Below are 17,312 nucleotides of genomic sequence, written 5' to 3'. Positions count from 1 at the left end.
TCTCTTCTCTCCACAGTGTCCCGGGCCTCGCGGCCCGGGACCTCTTCTTCTCCACCTGCCCCGGCAGTACCGGGTCAGGCCGTCTCGCGGACGCAGCGGGCCAGCGTGCGCAGGCCCTCGTCCAGTTCTTCGGGGGTGATGGTCAGCGGCGGCAGCAGCTTGACGACCTCGCTCTGCGGACCGGAGGTCTCCAGCAGGAGCCCCAGTTCGAAGGCGCGGGCGCAGACCGCCGAGGCGCGCGCCGGGTCCTGGAACTCCATGCCCCACACCAGGCCCCGGCCGCGGAACTGCGCGGTCGGCTCCTCGGCGCAGATGGCCAGCAGCGTCTGCTCGACCTGCTCGCCGCGGGCGAGGGTCTGCTTCTCCATCTGGCCGTCGGCCCAGTAGGCGTCCAGCGCGGCGGCGGCCGTGACGAAGGCCGGGTTGTTGCCGCGGAAGGTGCCGTTGTGCTCGCCCGGCTCCCAGATGTCCAGCTCCGGCTTGAAGAGGCAGAGCGCCATCGGCATGCCGTAGCCGCTGATGGACTTCGACAGCGTGACGATGTCCGGGACGACGCCGGCCTCCTCGAAGGAGAAGAAGCCGCCGGTACGGCCGCAGCCCATCTGGATGTCGTCGACGATCAGCAGCATGTCCTGGCGGTCGCACAGCTCGCGCAGCGCGCGCAGCCATTCGGGCCGGGCGACGTTGATGCCGCCCTCGCCCTGGATCGTCTCCACGATCACGGCGGCGGGCTTGTTCAGGCCGGAGCCCTGGTCCTCCAGCAGACGCTCGAACCACAGGAAGTCGGGGACCGTGCCGTCGAAGTAGTTGTCGAACGGCATCGGGGTGCCGTGCACCAGCGGGATGCCGGCGCCGGCCCGCTTGAACGCGTTGCCGGTGACGGCGAGCGAGCCCAGCGACATGCCGTGGAAGGCGTTGGTGAACGAGACGACGGACTCGCGGCCCTTGACCTTGCGGGCCAGCTTCAGCGCCGACTCGACGGCGTTGGTGCCGGTCGGGCCGGGGAACATCACCTTGTACGGCAGGTCGCGCGGGCGCAGGACCACGTTCTGGAACGTCTCCAGGAACGCGCGCTTGGCGGTGGTGGCCATGTCCAGGCCGTGCGTGATGCCGTCGCGCTCGATGTAGTCGATCAGCGCGCGTTTCAGCACCGGGTTGTTGTGGCCGTAGTTGAGCGAGCCGGCCCCGGCGAAGAAGTCCAGGTAGGAGTGGCCGTCCTCGTCGGTCAGCCGGGCGCCCTGCGCGCGGTCGAACACGGCGGGCCAGCCGCGGCAGTAGCTCCGTACCTCCGACTCCAGGGTCTCGAAGACGCTCAGTGCGGGCGGGGTGATGGTCACAGCGGATCTCCTGCGTGAGGGGGTGTGACGGGCGGTGGTCGGATGTCCCCGCCGCACGGTGGCGGCCGGGACCGCGCCGATGGTCGGACGGCGCGGGAAGTCTGGGGGTCCTGGCGTACGGGTCGGGCACGCCGGGGGTGTCCGGGGGACGGCTCAGGGGGCGAACGGGCCTATCCGGTAGAGCACCTCGGGCAGGTGCGTCCCTTCGGGGAACAGCTCGCCGTCGAAGAGCACCTCCTGCTCCAGCGCCACGTCATGACGGCGGGCGTAGGAGGTGAACAGCCGGTCGGAGGCGGTGTTGTCCGGTGTGATCGTCGTCTCCACGGACGACAGTCCCTGGTCGGCGGCGACCCGGGCGGTCAGCGCGTCCAGCAGCTTGGCGGCCAGGCCCTTGCCGCGGTGGGCCTGGTCGACGGCCACCTGCCAGACGACGAGGGTTCGGGGGCGGTCGGGCCTGATGTAGCCCGTCACGAAGGCGATGGGCTCGCCGTTCTCGCCACGGGCGACGGCGGAGGTCGCGGCGAAGTCACGGCACCACAGCAGGTAGCTGTACGAGGAGTTGAGGTCCAGGACCTGGGAGTCGCGGGCTATGCGCCAGATCGCGGCTCCGTCCTCCACTCGTGGGGCGTCGATACTGAGGAATTCGCTTCGGGCACGGGCAAAATCTGCTGGTGCGGCGGTCATGCGAATTGAATTTACCCAGCAAATTTCAAAATTGCATCGAGGTGAAGGGTTGGGTGGAGCGCCCGTATGTGTTATCAGGCGTGCGCGAGGTCCACCATGATCCAGGCATGGTTTCCGACCCTTTGTCCTGAATTTTTCGGGCATAACGCCGCTCCTGTGGAGTCGGTCACAGGGTTGTAACTCTCGTGGAGGACGTGTCCGAATCACGAAGTTCGAGGCTCGCTAAAACTTCCGCGTTTAGGGTTGGGGAAAGCGGGCAGAAGAATGCGGGGAGCTGCTTTCCATAAAGCAGCTCCCCGCATTATGCATATCAGAGGCTCGGCCAGGTTTCCGCAACGGCCGCCCGGGCAGCCTCGACGTCGACCCGCCGGCCCGCATCGGTCAGCGCCGTCCCCAGAGCCGCGAGCGAGGACAGCACCGCGCCCCGCGTCGCGTCCGCCCCGTAATGGTTGATCCGGATCATCTCCTTGGACAGCGCCCCGCCGCCCGCGACGAGCGGCAGCGCGGGGTCCGCCGCGAGCGCCCCCGCGACCAGCGCCGCCGCGTCGGTCCCCGCCGGGGCGCGCAGCGTCGTGGCCACCGGGGCCGCGTCCCGCGCGTCGTGGACGTACGGTTCCAGGCCGCCGCCCAGAGCCACCGCGCCGGCCCGGGTCGCCGCGGCGGCCGAGGCGTGGCGGGCCGTCACCGTGTCCAGGCCCTCGTCCTCGATCCGCGCCACACACGCCTCCAGGCCCAGCATCTCCAACTGCGCGGGGGCGTGGGGCAGCGCCCTGCGGCCGCCGTCGATCCAGCGCTCCTTCCAGTCCAGGAGGGAGAGGTAGGAGCGGCGCGGGGCGGCCGGGTTGGCGGCGATCCGCTCCCAGGCCCGTCCGCTGACCGACACCGCAGACACCCCGGCGGGCCCGCCCATGGCCTTCTGCGCCCCGATCACGCACAGATCGACGCCCCAGGCGTCCGGCAGCAGCGGCTCGGCGCCCACCGAGGCGACCGCGTCCAGCATGAACAGCGCGCCGTGCGCCCGGACCACCTCGCCGATCTCCGCGACCGGGTTGGTGTTGCCGGTCGCCGCCTCGGCGTGCACCAGCGAGACGAAGTCGATCTCCGGACGCTCGGCGAGCGCGTCGGCGACCTGGCCGGCGGTCACCGCGGTGTGGAAGGGCACCACGAGGTCGACGACCTCCGCGCCGCAGTCCCGCAGCCAGTTGCCGAAGGTCTGCCCGTAGGGCCCCGTGACCACGTTCAGCGCGGTGGAGCCGGGCCGCGCGCCGCCGCGGATGCAGCCCTCCAGCGGCAGGAGCGCCTCGCCCTGGGTGATGACGACGTCCTGCTCCGTGGCGAGGAGCCGGGCCACCCGCCGCTCGATCGCCGCGAAGCGGTCGGCGGTGAGCGGGGGGAGGTCGAGGAAGGGGTGCGTCACGGCGGTGCTCTCTTCGGGTTCGGTCGGTCCGAGGGCGGCCCGGGGCCGGCTGTGGCCGGTCCGTGGCCGCTCGGTTGTCGGTCGTGGGGCGGCGGCTCCGGCTGCCGGTGGTGCGTTCCCGCGGCCGACGCCCCCGTGGCAGCCTACCGACGGCCTCGTACAGTGCCGCGTATGACTGATCAGGAGGAGCAGCGGGTGCTGCGGGTGAGGGGCCGGGTGCTGCTCGGCCCGGACGAGGTGCGCGACGAACTGTGGGCGGTGGACGGGCGGATCACCTATGAGCGGCCGCCGGGAGCCGACGCCGCGGTGACGGTCGCCGGCTGGGCGCTGCCCGGGCTGGTCGACGCCCATTGCCATGTGGGTTTGGACCGGCACGGCCCGGTCGACGCGGCGACCGCCGAGAAGCAGGCGCTGGCCGACCGGGAGACCGGAACGCTGCTGATCCGGGACGCCGGATCGCCCTCCGACACCCGCTGGATCGACGACCGGGAGGACCTGCCGAAGATCATCAGGGCCGGCCGGCACATCGCCAGGACCCGCCGCTACATCCGTAACTACGCCCATGAGATCGAGCCCGGCGACCTCGTCGCGTACGTGGCCCGGGAGGCCCGGCGCGGGGACGGGTGGGTCAAGCTGGTGGGGGACTGGATCGACCGCGACGCCGGGGACCTGACCGCCTGCTGGCCGCGCGGCGAGGTCGAGGCCGCCATCGCCGAGGCGCACCGGCTCGGCGCCCGCGTCACCGCGCACTGCTTCGCCGAGGAGTCGCTCACCGACCTGGTGGAGGCGGGCATCGACTGCGTCGAGCACGCCACCGGCCTCACCGAGGACACGCTCCCGCTCTTCGCCGAACGCGGGGTCGCGATCGTCCCGACGCTGGTCAACATCGCCACCTTCCCCGACCTCGCGGCGGGCGGCGAGGCCAAGTTCCCCCGCTGGTCGGCCCATATGCGGCGGTTGTACGACCGCCGCTACGACACCGTGCGCGCCGCGTACGACGCCGGGATCCCCGTCTACGTCGGCACCGACGCGGGCGGCTCCCTGGCGCACGGACTGGTCGCGGGAGAGGTCTCCGAGCTGGTCAAGGCGGGCATCCCGCCCCTGGAGGCGCTCTCCGCCACCGCGTGGGGGGCCAGGCGCTGGCTGGGCCGGCCCGTGCTGGAGGAGGGCGCCCCGGCGGACCTGGTCGTGTACGACGAGGACCCGCGCGCGGACGTCCGGGTGCTGGCGGCTCCCCGGCACGTCGTGCTGAACGGGCGGGTGATCGGGTGAGGCGCCGCCGTGTTGACGAGCGGTGACGGATCGGCGCCCGGCTCGTTGACGCACTCTTGCGCACGCTCCGACGCGATCGCGCACCCGTGCGGCTCGCGCCGGTTGCGACGAGTGAAACGAGTGACGCCTGCGAACGCACGTGCCGGAAGATTCGAATATGTGCGCGAAAACCCCCCTTTGGGGTGAACTCACGCCAGGTGTCCGCCAGTTCACCCTCAGTGCGTAAAGATTCACGGAGTCGATGCCGCCGGCACAGGCGATGTCCCCCATTGGACTGTGCCGGTGGCTCCATGTCTCTTGTGGGGGTTCCACCATCTTGAACAGCAACACCTTCCGTCTCGCCGCCCTGGCGGTCGCCGCCGCCCCCGTCGCCCTGCTGGCCGCAGTCCCCGCGCACGCAGCCCCGGCGACGCCCACCGGCGGCGAAGGCCGGGCGAGCGCGGTCGTGCTCCGTACCGGGCTCGACGTCTCGCTCCTCAACAAGTCCCTCCAGGTGCCCCTCAAGGTCACGCTCAACGAGGTGCAGGCCCCGGCCAGCGCCGAGAAGACCGCGCTGACGGTGGACCTGGACGGGGTGGAGGGCCGCCCGGTCAGCGTCCTGCGCGCCGATGTGGCCACCGCGAACGCCACCGTGGACGAGCACAGGGCCGAGGGGTACACCAACCTCGCGAAGGCCCGGATCCATGTCCCCGGACTCGCGGCGCTCTCACTGATCGAGGTCGAGAAGGTCACCTCCAAGGCCGTCTGCGAGACCGGCGAGAAGCCCGTCGCCGAATCGAACGTGCTCGGCCGGGTCGCGGTGCTCGGCGAGCAGGTGACGCTCAGCGCGGGCGGACCGACCCAGGTGTCGGTGCCCGGCGTCGGCGAGGTCACCCTCGACCTGTCCAAGACGGTCACCACCGAGCGCACGGCGGCCGCGACGGCGCTCCGGCTCAAGGTGTCGGTCAACCCGCTGAAGCTCAACGTCGCCGAGGTGGAGGGCGAGGTCACCCTCGCCGAGGCGACCTGCGAGACCCCGAAGGAGCCGAAGACACCCGAGAAGCCCGGCTCCACGGACGGCGGCTCCACGGGCGGCTCCACCGGAGGCGACAGCGGTGGCGACAGCGGTGGCGAGGGAGGCACCGGCGGTGACGGAGGCGACAGCGGTGGCGGTGTGAAGACGCAGACCGGCTCCGACGCCGGCGACGCCCCCGACACGGCGAACCTCGCCGAGACCGGCGGCAGCTCCACCACCCCGTACATCGCGGGCGGAGCGGCCCTGCTGCTGACCGCCGGCGCGGGCGCGACCGTGCTGGCGCGCCGGCGGGCCGGCAGCCGGAGCTGATACGCGCCGGGGGGCGGCGTCCGTCCTGCGAACGCCGCCCCCCGGTACGCCCGGTGGGAGGGGCTCCTCAGCGCCCCGGTCTCGCGGGCAGCGCCTGCACGGCCTGGTCCAGCGCCTGGAGGAAACGATTGGTCGTGGTCCGGTCGCGGACCGCGAGCCGCAGCCACTGCGGCCCCAGTCCCGGGAACGTGTCCCCGCGCCGGGCCGCGAAGCCGAGCAGCCGCAGCCGCTCCCGCACCTCCGCCGCCCGCTCCAGCCGCATCAGGACGAACGGCCCCCGGGCCGCCTCCACCACTTCCACCTCGCTGAACTCGGCCAGCCCGGCGAGCAGATGGGCCCGGTCCACCGCGACCCGGTCCGCCGCCTCGGCCGCCTCCACCAACGCCCGCGGCTCCATGCACGCCTCCGCCGCCGCCAACGCCGGCGACGACACCGGCCACAGCGGCTGCGCATCGGCGAGCAGCGCCACGGTCTCCGGACCGGCCAGGACATAGCCGATCCGCAGCCCGGCGAGGCCCCACGTCTTGGTCAGACTGCGCAGCACCACGAGCCCCGGGACATCCGTGCGCCCGCACAGCGCCTCGCGCTCGCCCGGCACGACGTCCATGAACGCCTCGTCGACCACCAGCGTCCGTCCCGGCCGTGCCAGCCGCTCCAGCAGCGCCGCCGGGTGCAGCACGGACGTCGGGTTCGTCGGGTTGCCGATCACCACGAGGTCCGCCTCCTCGGGCACCGCCGCCGGATCGAGGCGGAAGCCGTCCTCGGCACGCAGCAGCACCCGCCGCACCTCGTGCCCGGCCGCCCGCAGCGCCGCCTCCGGTTCGGTGAACTGCGGATGCACCACGACCGGACAACGGGCCGGCAGCGCCCTGGCGATCAGGACGAACGCCTCGGCCGCACCCGCCGTCAGCAGCACCCGCTCCGCGGGCAGTCCGTGCCGGCCGGCGACCGCGGCGCGGGCCGAGGAGCCGTCCGGATAGGCGGCGAGGGAGGTGAGTGACGCGGCTATCCGCTCGCGCAGCCATTCCGGAGGAGTGTGGGTTCGGACGTTCACGGCGAGATCCGTCAGATTCTCGCCGCGCACCTCCGCGTCGCCGTGATGGCGCAGGTCGGGCCCGGCGCTCTCGATGTTCCGCGTGGGGGGATTCATGGCAGCCATGGTGAACGGGCGGGAGCCCGCCGTCACCGGTGAGGTGGAAGTTTTCCTCCCCGAAACACCGGAAGTCCCGGTGGCGGCCGGAAGCCGACGGGCCACCGCACAGGTCGCCATCCCCCCGGACGCGGCCCTCGCCCCCGGCGCGCGGGTCTTCGGCACGACCAGTTCGTCCGCCTCGATCAGCGCCGCCGCCTCCGCGACCGACGGAGTCCCCACCGCCGCGCCGACCGCTCCCGAGGGGTGCGGCACACGGACCGCGGCCAGCGCCGGGGCCGGATGGGTCCGCACCGGCACCCCGAGCCGGGCCGCCGCCCCCACGATGCCCGGCTCGCCACCCCTGGCGTCGACCGTCGCCACCTCCACCACGTCCGCCGCGTCCAGGCCCGCCCCGCTCAGCACCGCCTCGATCAGGGCGGACACCACCTCGCCGGGGACACCCCGGCGCGCGCCGACCCCCACCACCAGACTGCGGGCGCCGGACTCCGGTCCGGGGCCGACGGATGCTCCGGTCATCGGCGGAGTCCTGCCTTTCAGGTCAGACGTCTCGGTGGTACGGGAGAGCGGGCGCGGCCCTTCCGTATACGGAGAGGGCCCGGGCGGCCCGGGAGGACACGAGCGGGGAGAGGCGCGGCGAATGCCGCCGGTAAGGACACCCTGAGATGCGGAGAGAGGGCCCGATCGGCTAGCAAGGCCCCATGGCGGTGTTCGTCGCGCTCGGCGCGTTCCTGATGACTCTGGCCGGCGGCTGGGTCGCACAACGCGTCACCGACCGCCGCCACCTGGTGCTCGGCTTCGCGGGCGGGCTGATGCTCGGCGTGGTCGGACTCGACCTCCTGCCGGAGGCGATCGAGGCCGCCGGCACCCCGGTGTTCGGCGTGCCGGCCGCCCTGCTGCTGTTCGTGGGCGGCTTCCTGGCGGCCCATCTGGTCGAGCGGCTGCTCGCCGTACGCCAGGTGGCGCACGGGGCGAGCCGTCCCACGGGCGATCGCGTACCGCAGGTGGGGCTCGCGGCGGCCGCCGCGATGGTCAGCCACAGCCTGATGGACGGCGTCGCCCTGGGCGCCGCCTTCCAGGTCAGCGGTTCCATGGGCGTGGCCGTGGCGCTGGCGGTGATCAGTCATGACTTCGCCGACGGATTCAACACGTACACCCTCACCAGTCTTTACGGGAACGCCCGCCGCAAGGCGCTCCTGATGCTGTTCGCGGCCGCCGTGGCACCGGTCGTGGGCGCCGGGACGACACTGCTGTTCACCCTTCCGGAGCAACTGCTCGGCGGATATCTCGGCTTCTTCGGCGGAGCGTTGCTCTACCTGGCCGCTGCCGAGATCCTTCCCGAGGCGCACCACACCCATCCCGCCCGCTCCACCCTTCTCTGCACCGTCGGGGGCGTGGGCTTCATCTGGCTGGTCGTCGGCATCGCGGAGTGAGCCACGCGCACGCCCCCGTACGCCGTGTACGCCTCGGCACGACGGCCGTGCCCCGCGTCAGTGGCTCACCGCGCCCGGCAGTGCTCGACGAACCGCCGGGCCACCCCGGGCGACGCCGCCCAGTGGGTGTGCAGATAGCTCGCGTGGACGCCCCGCTGGACGTACCCCTCGACCCGCCGCTCCGGCTGATGCATCCCCCAGGCCGGCGTGGTGCCCGCCCCCGGCTCCAGCACCGTGCGGTGGAACTCATGACCGCGCATCCGGGTCCCCGCCACCGCCAGGGCGCTGTCCGACACGGCCACCGCCTGCCGGTAGCCGAGCGTGAGGCGTTCGGACATCCGGGCCTCGGCGTCCAGCACCCCGCACATGGGCCGCCCGTCCAGCTCCCGCGCCAGATACAGCAGGCCCGCGCACTCGGCCGCCACCGGGGCGCCGCTCAGGGCCAGTTCCGTGACCGCCCGCCGCAGCGGCTCGTTGGCCGACAGTTCGGGGGCGTACACCTCCGGGAACCCGCCGCCGATCACGAGCCCCGCCGTACCCACCGGCAGTTTCTCGTCCCGCAGCGGGTCGAAGGTCACGACCTCCGCACCGGCCGCCGTCAGCAGCTCGGCGTGCTCCGCGTACGCGAAGGTGAACGCCGCCCCGCCGGCCACGGCCACGACGGGCCGCGCGGCACCGGTGACCGAAGCGGGCGCCGGCTCCCACGCCGCGTCCGCCAACGGCGGCGCGGTCCTGGCCAGCGCCATCAGCGCGTCCAGGTCGCACCCGGCGCGCACCCGATCGCCCATCGCCGCCACGGCGTCCACCGCTTCGGAGCCCCGCTCGGCCACCGGGACCAGCCCCAGATGGCGCGAGGGCGTCGCCACCTGCGGGGCCCGGCGCAGCACGCCCAGCACCGGGAGGCCGGACTCCTCCAACGCGTCCCGCAGCAGTGCCTCGTGCCGGTCGGACGCCACCTTGTTCAGGATCACCCCGCCGATCCGCACCTCGGGGTCCCAGGAGGCGAACCCGTGCACCAGGGCCGCCACCGAACGCGACTGCGAGGAGGCGTCCACCACCAGCACCACGGGGGCGCGCAGCAGCTTCGCCACCTGCGCGGTGGACGCCAGCTCCCCCTGCCCCGAGGCACCGTCGTACAGCCCCATCACGCCCTCGACCACGGCGAGGTCGCACCCCGCCGACCCGTGCGCGAACAGCGGGGCGATCAGATCCGTCCCGCACATGTACGCGTCGAGATTGCGGCCGGGGCGTCCCGTCGCCAGCGAGTGGTACCCCGGATCGATGTAGTCCGGCCCCACCTTGTGCGGCGAGACGGCCTGCCCGCGCGCGGCGAAGGCGGCCATCAGGCCGGTGGCGACGGTGGTCTTGCCGCTGCCGGAGGCCGGAGCGGCGATGACCAGACGGGGCACGTTCACCACTCGATGCCCCTCTGGCCCTTCTGGCCCGCGTCCATCGGATGCTTGACCTTCGACATGTCGGTCACCAGGTCGGCGGCCTCCACCAGCGCGTCCGGCGCGTTGCGGCCGGTGATCACCACATGCTGCGTGCCGGGCCGGTTCCGCATGACCTCGACGACCTCGTCGGTGTCGATCCAGCCCCAGTGCATCGGGTAGGCGAACTCGTCGAGCACGTACAGCTTGTACGTCTCGGCCGCCAGGTCGCGCTTGACCTGCTCCCAGCCCTCGCGGGCCTTCTCCTCGTTGTCGAGCTGGCCGTCGCGCTGGACCCAGGACCAGCCCTCGCCCATCTTGTGCCAGTCGACGGTGCCGCCCTCGCCGCTCGCGCCCAGCACCTTCAGCGCGTTCTCCTCGCCGACCTTCCACTTCGCGGACTTCACGAACTGGAACACCCCGATAGGCCAGCCCTGGTTCCAGGCCCGCAGCGCGAGGCCGAAGGCGGCTGTCGACTTGCCCTTCCCGATGCCCGTGTGGACGAACAGGAGCGGGCGGTTGCGCCGCTGGCGGGTGGTGAGCCCGTCGTCCGGCACTGAAATCGGCTGTCCCTGCGGCATTAAGCGGCCCTCCCGGCTGCGGTGACGTCCTTGACGAGCCCGGCGATCGAGTCGGCCCGCAGCTCGTCGAGCGTGACGGCGGTGCCTCCCAGTTCCCGGGCGAGTTCCCCGGCGAGACCGAGGCGTACGTACCCCGACTCGCAGTCCACGACGACCGAGGCCGTCCCCTCCGAGCGGTGCAACCGCCCGGCCCGCCCCGCGAGCGCCACCGGCTCCGGGCCGCCGGTCGCCCGGCCGTCCGTGACCACGACGAGCAGCGGCCGCCGCGACGGATCGCGCAGCCGCTCGATCCGCAGCACGTCATGGGCCTTGAGCAGCCCGGCGGCCAGCGGGGTGCGGCCCCCGGTCGGCAACGACTCCAGACGGGCGGCGGCCGCGTCCACGGACGAGGTCGGCGGCAGCACCACCTCGGCGTCCTTGCCCCGGAAGGTGACCAGACCGACCTTGTCCCGCCGCTGGTAGGCGTCCAGCAGCAGCGACAGCACGGCCCCCTTGACCGCGCTCATCCGCTGCCGGGCCGCCATCGACCCGGAGGCGTCCACGACGAACAGCACGAGGTTGCCCTCACGCCCCTCGCGGTTCGCCTGCCGCAGATCGTCCCGGCGCACCACGAGCCCCCGCCCGGAACGCCCGCGCGCCCGCTGGTGCGGGGCGGCGGCCTGCACGGTCGCGGCCAGGTGCAGCTTGGTCAGCGACCCCTGCGGGCGGCGAGCGCCCGTCGTACGCCCGTGCTCGGTACGCGCCCGGGAGCGCCGCCCCGCAGCGCCCTCGCCGAGCCCCGGCACGCTGAGCATCTTCGTACGGAACGGCTCGGCGGACGCCACCGGCTGCTGCTCGGCCCCGGCGGACCGGCCGGGCGCGTCGGGGGCGCCTTCCGGCGTCTGCGACGGCGTGTCGCTCGCACCACCCTGCGGCGGCACACCGCCACCGCCGTCGTCGCCGCCACCGTCCGGCCCGGGGCCGCCGGGATCGGGGTCGGAGTCGGGGTCAGGATCGGAGTCGGGGTCGGGGAGGTCACCGCCGCCGTTGCCGCCCTGCTCCTCCTCCTGCTCCTGCCGTCCGGCCTCGTCCAGCGTCTGGTCGAGCTTGTCCTCGTCCAGGCCGGGCGCGTCGAAGGGATTGCGGCGACGCCGGTGGGGGAGCGCGAGGAGCGCGGCCTGCCGCACATCGTCGGCGGTGACCTCCTCGCGCCCCGCCCAGGCGGCCAGCGCGGTCGCGGTACGGGCCATCACGATGTCGGCCCGCATTCCGTCGACCTCGAACGCGGCGCAGGTCGCGGCGATCTGCCGCAACACGCCGTCGCCCAGCACGACCCGGGGCAGCAGGGCGCGCGCGGCGGCGATCCGCTCCCGCAGCGCGGCCTCCTCGTCGGCCCAGCGGGCGGCGAAGCCCTCGGGGTCGTCGTCGTACGCGAGCCTGCGCCGCACGACCTCGACCCGCTCGTCGGTGTCCCGGGACGCGGCCACCTCGACGGTCAGTCCGAACCGGTCCAGCAACTGCGGACGCAGCTCGCCCTCTTCCGGGTTCATCGTCCCTACCAGCAGGAACCGCGCCGCATGCCGGACGGAGACGCCCTCGCGCTCGACGTACGAAGCGCCCATGGCCGCCGCGTCCAGCAGCAGGTCCACCAGGTGGTCGTGGAGCAGGTTGACCTCGTCGACGTACAGGATCCCGCGGTGCGCGTCGGCCAGCAGCCCCGGCTCGAACGCCTTCACGCCCTCCGACAGCGCCCGCTCGATGTCCAGTGCCCCCACGAGCCGGTCCTCGGACGCGCCGACCGGCAGTTCCACGGTGCGCGCGGCCCGCGACACACCGGCCGCCTCCGCGTGCGGCCCGTCGGGACACGCCGGATCGGGGGAGGCGGGGTCACAGGAGAACCTGCACCCGGGCACGACCGCGACCTCGGGCATGAGCGCGGCCAGCGCGCGGACGGCGGTGGACTTGGCGGTGCCCTTCTCGCCCCGCACGAGCACTCCGCCGACGGCCGGACTGACCGCGTTCAGCAACAGCCCGAGCCGCAGGTCGTCCTGTCCGACGATCGCGGTGAAGGGATACGGCGTACTCACTTGGCCTCCTGGTCGACACGAACATCAGCACAATCAAGCCCGTCCGGCTCCCGGGCTTCTCCAAGCGCCTCCGGGTGAGCCCTTCCAAGCCCCTCCGGCGATCGAGGAGCGGGTGCCGGGGCAGCGCCCCGGCTCTCCGGAGAGCCCGCACCCGGCTCCGAACCCCGCGCCGAAGGCGCCCCCGGCGGCACGAACGGCAAACCCGCGGGCGCGCCCCCCTCGATCAAACGCCACAACGCTTCCGTGTCCGCGTGCTCCTCCACCAGGTCCCCGAGCCGGTCCAGCTGCTCTTCCCGCAGCACCCCGAAACTCGTGTCCGGCGCCGGCACGAACCGCCGCCCGGCGGCCCGGGCCACCTCCACCAGGAACCGCCGCCGGAACGCGTCGCTCTCCAGCGACCCGTGCCAGTGCGTCCCCCACACCGCCCCCACCCGGCACCCGTCCAGGAACGGCTCCCCGCCCCGCACGTCGGCCACCCCGTGGTGGATCTCGTACCCCTCCACCGGCTCGCCCAGCGCCGAGCCGACCGGCCGCGCCAGCGTCTTGGCCCGGTCGAAGCGCACCCGCACCGGCAGCAGCCCGAGCCCGTCCACCACTCCCGCCCGCGACTCCACCTCGTCCTCGATCCGCTCGCCGAGCACCTGGAACCCGCCGCAGATGCCCAGCACGGGCCGGCCCTCAGCCGCGCGTCGCGCCAGCGCGTCCGCGAGGCCCCGCTCACGCAGCCAGGCCAGTGCCTTCACCGTGCCGCGCGTTCCGGGCACGATCACCAGGTCCGCGTCGGCCAGCTCCTCCGCCCGGTCCACGAACCGCACCACGACGCCCGGTTCGGCCGCCAGCGCGTCCACGTCGGTGAAGTTCGACATCAGCGGCACCGCGCAGACCGCCACCCGCAGCACGTCCTCGCCGTGCGGGGGAGCCACGAAGGACTCCCGCACCGCACCCCGCAGGGACACCCGCAGGCCGTCCTCCTCGTCGATGCCGAGCCCATGGGCGAAGGGCAGCACCCCGTACGTCCGCCGCCCGGTCAGCTCGTACAGCATGTCCAGCCCGGGCTCCAGCAGCGAGACGTCGCCCCGGAACTTGTTCACCAGGTAGCCGGCGACCAGCTCCTGGTCCTCGGGGCTCAGCAGCGCCGTCGTCCCGAAGAACGACGCGAAGACCCCGCCCCGGTCGATGTCCCCGACCACCAGGACGGGGAACTGCGCGGCCCGCGCGATTCCCATGTTCACGATGTCCGTGCGCCGCAGATTGATCTCGGCCGGGGACCCGGCCCCTTCGCAGATGACCGCGTCGTACGTGGCCCGCAGCTGCTCCAGGCAGTCCGTCACCGTCCCGAGCAGCGCCTCTTGGCGGCCTCCGTGGTAGCCCCGGGCGCTCATCTCGCCGACCGGCTTCCCCATCAGGACCACCTGGCTGGACCGGTCGCCGCCGGGCTTCAGCAGCACCGGATTCATCAGGGCCGTCGGCTCCACCCGGGCGGCCTGCGCCTGCATCGCCTGGGCCCGCCCGATCTCCGCGCCCTGCCGGGTCACGAAGGAGTTCAGCGACATGTTCTGCGCCTTGAACGGCGCGACCTTCACACCCCGGCGCACCAGCCAGCGGCAGATGCCCGCGGTGACGACGCTCTTGCCCGCGTCCGATGTGGTGCCCGCCACCAGCAGTCCGCCGCTCATGCCCGCTCCCGTTCCCCTGCCGCGTTCCGTGCCGGACCGTTCATGACCGTCCCCGCTTCCGCCCGGCGGCGAGCCGCCCCGTGACCGCCCGGCCCGCCACGCACACGCCGAGGGCCAGGGCGCTCACCCGGCGCGACAGCCGTACCGCGCGTTCGATGTCCGGGCCCCGCACGTCCCGCCCGGCCGCCCCGTTGAGCACCGGCCGGTGCTCGACGCGCCCCGCGTACGCCAGCGTCCCGCCCAGCCGTACGCCGAGCGCCCCCGCGAACGCGGCCTCCACCGGCCCGGCGTTCGGGCTCGGATGGCGCCCCGCGTCCGCCTTCCAGGCGCTCACGGCGTCCCGGGGCCGCCCGCCCGCCGCCACGGCCAGCGCGGCCGTCAGACGGGCGCCGGGCCACCCCGCGAGGTCGTCCAGGCGGGCCGAGGCCCAGCCGTAACGGCGGTAGCGGGGCGACCGGTGGCCGACCATCGCGTCGAGCGTGTTCACCGCCCGGAATCCGACGAGCCCCGGCACCCCGCCGACCGCTCCCCACACCAGTGCGCCGACGACGGCGTCCGAGGTGTTCTCGGCGACCGACTCCACGACCGCGCGGGCGATCCCCGGGCCGTCCAGGGCGTGCGGATCGCGCCCGCAGAGGTGGGGCAGGCGCTCCCGGGCCGCGTCCAGGTCCCCGGCGGCCAGTGCGCCGCCGATGGCGCGGGCCTCCCGGCCCAGCGAGGTACCGCCGACGACGGACCAGGCGGTGGCGGCGGTCAGCGCGACGGCGAGCGCGGGCCGCCCCCGGACCGCGCGGGCGGCCAGCGCGGCGGCCCCCGCGGCGCCCCCGGCGCACACGAGGGTGTGCAGGGCGCCGGCGCCCCGGTGGTCACGCCACAGCAGGGACTCGGCCCGGGCGGCGGCACGGCCGAATCCGGCGACGGGGTGGCCCCGCCGGGGGTCGCCCAGCAGGGCGTCGGCGATCAGCCCGCCCGTCGCGCCGTACGCGAAGACGCGGTCGGCACGCATGCTTCAGCCCGTCGCGGGGAGAGGCGTACCGGCACGGGGAGGCACATGTTGGGGCGCACGGCGGCCAGGCATGGCGTATGTCCTCACTCAGGGTCCGCGCCCTGGTTCGACGTGACCGGCGACGAGAGTCTCCTGGCTTCCGGATCCGCAGTTCCCCCGGCCTTCCAGCCCGCTTGCCGCGGGCCGTGACATCCGGTGTGGGGGAGTGCTCCCCGGTGACAGTGGCGGGACCGCGCCGGATTCGCACCGGCTTCCTCTGCTGTCGCCGTAAATGGCTCCGGCAGTCCACCACGCCCCGCGAACAACCGTCAACTCGCTGTTGACCTGCGGGGCTCCACTGTGCGCAGAAGCACATCGGGCCGGACACACGAGGTGTGTCCGGCCCGAAGGAGTGCGAGGTACGGGGTCAGGCGACGATCAGATAGATCCCGTACGAGACCGCTGCCACGCACAGTCCGAAGCAGGCGTACGCGCCGGTGCGCGCCAGCGCGACCGATCCGCCGGAGGCACTGCTTCCGGCCGTCGCGGACTGCTTGGACAGGGCGACGATGCCCAGCGTGAAGAGGCCGACCAGCGCGACGGTGACCACGAGACTGACACCGAAGACGGAGGCGAGAGCTGCCCAGTCGATTTTCATGCGGATCTGTCCTTACACCGTGGCCGGCGGCCGGGCCGGGTCGTCGGGCGCCGGGGCCGGGGCCGGGATGGTGGTCATGAGGTCGGAGGCCGGGCCGCCGGCGGGCGGCGGCTGGACCGCGGCGATGGCGGTGGTGACGACGCCCTGGGGCTCGTCGTCGTTGACGTTGGTGTGGTCGACCGGCTGGCGGCGCGAGGCCAGCCAGATGGCGAAGGAGCCGCCCACGAGCAGGATCGCCGTGACGGTGACGCCCCAGGGGCCCTGCTTGGTCAGGAACTCGGCGCCCGCGCCGACCAGGCCGGCGGCGGGCAGCGTCAGGCCCCAGGCGACGAACATCCGGGTGGCGGTGGACCAGCGGACCACGCCCCCCTTGCGGCCGAGGCCCGCGCCCATGACGGCGCCGGAGCAGGACTGGGTGGTGGAGAGCGAGAAGCCGAGGTGCGAGGAGGCCAGGATGACGGTCGCCGCGCTGGTCTGGGCGGCGAAGCCCTGCGGCGGCTGGAGGTCGGTCAGACCCTTGCCCATGGTGCGGATGATGCGCCAGCCGCCGAGGTAGGTGCCGAGCGCGATGGCGACACCGGCGGAGACGATGACCCACATCGGCGGGTTGGAGCCGGGGGCCAGGACGCCGCCGGTGACCAGGGCCAGCGTGATGATGCCCATCGTCTTCTGGGCGTCGTTGGTGCCGTGGGCGAGGGAGACGAGACCGGCGGAGGCGATCTGTCCGGCCCGGTAGCCCTTGGCCGTCGACTTCAGCTGGTTCTCGTCGGTGACCTTCCGGTTGATCCGGTACGTCAGCCGCGTGGCCAGCATCGCGGCGAGGCCGGCCACCAGCGGGGCGGCGATCGCCGGGAGCAGCACCTTGGTGACGACGGTGCCGCCGTTGATCGAGGACCAGCCGGCCGACATGACCGCGGCGCCGATCAGACCGCCGAACAGGGCGTGGGAGGAGCTGGAGGGCAGGCCGACCAGCCAGGTGAGGAGGTTCCACAGGATGGCGCCTACGAGCGCCGCGAAGATGACCTCGGTTCTGAGGCCGTCCTCGTTGACGATCCCGCCGGAGATCGTCTTGGCGACCTCCACCGACAGGAACGCGCCGACCAGGTTGAGAACGGCGGACATCGCCACCGCTGTCTTGGGTTTCAGGGCGCCGGTCGAGATGGTGGTCGCCATCGCGTTGGCGGTGTCGTGGAAACCGTTCGTGAAATCGAACACGAGAGCTGTCACGACCACAATCGCAAGCAGCAGCGTGATGTGTTCCATTTACCCAGGCAATCGTTCGACGTCAGTGGCACGTGG

General features: G+C 73.4%; 14 protein-coding genes and 1 riboswitch. Of the genes, 3 read left to right on the top strand and 11 right to left on the bottom strand.

Going from position 1 to position 17,312, the window contains the following annotated elements; translation table 11 throughout:
* Nucleotides 1-74: 74 nt before the first annotated feature.
* The 3 genes from ectB to ACIQMU_RS28770 form a co-directional block, all read right to left on the bottom strand.
* Entirely contained in the window at nucleotides 75-1,337 is a 1,263-nt protein-coding gene (ectB, locus tag ACIQMU_RS28780) for a diaminobutyrate--2-oxoglutarate transaminase (RefSeq protein WP_352243113.1), read from the bottom strand.
* Nucleotides 1,338-1,490: 153 nt separating this feature from the next.
* Complete coding sequence (gene ectA / locus ACIQMU_RS28775) at nucleotides 1,491-2,021, bottom strand: diaminobutyrate acetyltransferase (protein WP_352243112.1); 531 nt, start codon at nucleotides 2,019-2,021, stop codon at nucleotides 1,491-1,493.
* 310 nt (nucleotides 2,022-2,331) lie between these two features.
* Nucleotides 2,332-3,438, bottom strand: coding sequence for a pyridoxal-phosphate-dependent aminotransferase family protein (locus ACIQMU_RS28770; protein WP_402690012.1), 1,107 nt, complete (start codon nucleotides 3,436-3,438; stop codon nucleotides 2,332-2,334).
* Between the two features lie 171 nt (nucleotides 3,439-3,609).
* Here ACIQMU_RS28770 and ACIQMU_RS28765 point away from each other — a divergent pair, with 171 nt between their 5' ends.
* Together ACIQMU_RS28765 and ACIQMU_RS28760 are read left to right on the top strand one after the other, a co-directional pair.
* On the top strand, nucleotides 3,610-4,710 hold the full coding sequence (locus ACIQMU_RS28765; protein WP_402690011.1) for an amidohydrolase family protein: 1,101 nt from the start codon (nucleotides 3,610-3,612) through the stop codon (nucleotides 4,708-4,710).
* A 316-nt stretch (nucleotides 4,711-5,026) separates the two neighbouring features.
* Nucleotides 5,027-6,034 carry an SCO1860 family LAETG-anchored protein gene (locus ACIQMU_RS28760; protein ID WP_402690010.1) on the top strand — a complete coding sequence of 336 codons (1,008 nt, stop codon included), beginning with the start codon at nucleotides 5,027-5,029 and terminating at the stop codon, nucleotides 6,032-6,034.
* A gap of 67 nt (nucleotides 6,035-6,101) precedes the next feature.
* On the opposite strand, the gene cobC is transcribed toward ACIQMU_RS28760, so the two are convergent.
* The gene (gene cobC / locus ACIQMU_RS28755) at nucleotides 6,102-7,703 is read right to left on the bottom strand and encodes an Rv2231c family pyridoxal phosphate-dependent protein CobC (RefSeq protein ID WP_352243108.1); all 1,602 of its coding nucleotides are present in this window, start codon (nucleotides 7,701-7,703) and stop codon (nucleotides 6,102-6,104) included.
* 182 nt (nucleotides 7,704-7,885) lie between these two features.
* Between cobC and ACIQMU_RS28750 the strand changes: the two genes are divergently transcribed.
* On the top strand, nucleotides 7,886-8,617 hold the full coding sequence (locus tag ACIQMU_RS28750; protein ID WP_402690009.1) for a ZIP family metal transporter: 732 nt from the start codon (nucleotides 7,886-7,888) through the stop codon (nucleotides 8,615-8,617).
* Nucleotides 8,618-8,682: 65 nt separating this feature from the next.
* On the opposite strand, the gene ACIQMU_RS28745 is transcribed toward ACIQMU_RS28750, so the two are convergent.
* From ACIQMU_RS28745 to ACIQMU_RS28715, 7 genes are all read right to left on the bottom strand, one after another.
* Nucleotides 8,683-10,035, bottom strand: a complete 1,353-nt coding sequence (locus ACIQMU_RS28745; protein WP_402690008.1) for a cobyrinate a,c-diamide synthase — start codon at nucleotides 10,033-10,035, stop codon at nucleotides 8,683-8,685.
* Nucleotides 10,029-10,628 (bottom strand): cob(I)yrinic acid a,c-diamide adenosyltransferase, encoded by a 600-nt coding sequence (gene cobO / locus ACIQMU_RS28740; protein ID WP_352243105.1) that lies wholly within the window; start codon nucleotides 10,626-10,628, stop codon nucleotides 10,029-10,031. The genes ACIQMU_RS28745 and cobO overlap by 7 nt, the downstream gene beginning before the upstream one ends.
* A complete protein-coding gene (locus ACIQMU_RS28735) occupies nucleotides 10,628-12,694 on the bottom strand; it encodes a putative cobaltochelatase (RefSeq protein ID WP_402690007.1) in 2,067 nt (688 codons plus the stop codon). Before ACIQMU_RS28735 ends, cobO begins: the two co-directional genes overlap by 1 nt.
* Complete coding sequence (locus tag ACIQMU_RS28730) at nucleotides 12,691-14,370, bottom strand: cobyric acid synthase (protein ID WP_352243103.1); 1,680 nt, start codon at nucleotides 14,368-14,370, stop codon at nucleotides 12,691-12,693. Before ACIQMU_RS28730 ends, ACIQMU_RS28735 begins: the two co-directional genes overlap by 4 nt.
* A gap of 40 nt (nucleotides 14,371-14,410) precedes the next feature.
* Nucleotides 14,411-15,376, bottom strand: a complete 966-nt coding sequence (locus ACIQMU_RS28725) for a cobalamin biosynthesis protein (RefSeq protein ID WP_352243102.1) — start codon at nucleotides 15,374-15,376, stop codon at nucleotides 14,411-14,413.
* A 125-nt stretch (nucleotides 15,377-15,501) separates the two neighbouring features.
* A riboswitch (cobalamin riboswitch) is annotated at nucleotides 15,502-15,634 on the bottom strand.
* A 148-nt stretch (nucleotides 15,635-15,782) separates the two neighbouring features.
* Nucleotides 15,783-16,013 (bottom strand): hypothetical protein, encoded by a 231-nt coding sequence (locus tag ACIQMU_RS28720; protein WP_242740653.1) that lies wholly within the window; start codon nucleotides 16,011-16,013, stop codon nucleotides 15,783-15,785.
* Between the two features lie 12 nt (nucleotides 16,014-16,025).
* Nucleotides 16,026-17,276, bottom strand: a complete 1,251-nt coding sequence (locus tag ACIQMU_RS28715; protein WP_352243101.1) for an inorganic phosphate transporter — start codon at nucleotides 17,274-17,276, stop codon at nucleotides 16,026-16,028.
* Between the last annotated feature and the right edge of the window lie 36 nt (nucleotides 17,277-17,312).

This window comes from Streptomyces sp. NPDC091649 (assembly GCF_044756785.1).
GTDB lineage: Bacteria > Actinomycetota > Actinomycetes > Streptomycetales > Streptomycetaceae > Streptomyces.
The sequence above is the reverse complement of the archived record's forward strand: the minus strand, read 5'-3'. Positions and strand labels throughout refer to the sequence as shown.

Bases quoted from the DNA above. Each gene is read 5' to 3' on its own strand.
- ectA (WP_352243112.1), bottom strand. From the start codon at position 2,021: ATGACCGCCGCACCAGCAGATTTTGCCCGTGCCCGAAGCGAATTCCTC.
- ACIQMU_RS28765 (WP_402690011.1), top strand. From the start codon at position 3,610: ATGACTGATCAGGAGGAGCAGCGGGTGCTGCGGGTGAGGGGCCGGGTG.
- cobC (WP_352243108.1), bottom strand. From the start codon at position 7,703: ATGACCGGAGCATCCGTCGGCCCCGGACCGGAGTCCGGCGCCCGCAGT.
- ACIQMU_RS28750 (WP_402690009.1), top strand. From the start codon at position 7,886: ATGGCGGTGTTCGTCGCGCTCGGCGCGTTCCTGATGACTCTGGCCGGC.
- cobO (WP_352243105.1), bottom strand. From the start codon at position 10,628: ATGCCGCAGGGACAGCCGATTTCAGTGCCGGACGACGGGCTCACCACC.
- ACIQMU_RS28730 (WP_352243103.1), bottom strand. From the start codon at position 14,370: ATGAGCGGCGGACTGCTGGTGGCGGGCACCACATCGGACGCGGGCAAG.
- ACIQMU_RS28725 (WP_352243102.1), bottom strand. From the start codon at position 15,376: ATGCGTGCCGACCGCGTCTTCGCGTACGGCGCGACGGGCGGGCTGATC.
- ACIQMU_RS28720 (WP_242740653.1), bottom strand. From the start codon at position 16,013: ATGAAAATCGACTGGGCAGCTCTCGCCTCCGTCTTCGGTGTCAGTCTC.
- ACIQMU_RS28715 (WP_352243101.1), bottom strand. From the start codon at position 17,276: ATGGAACACATCACGCTGCTGCTTGCGATTGTGGTCGTGACAGCTCTC.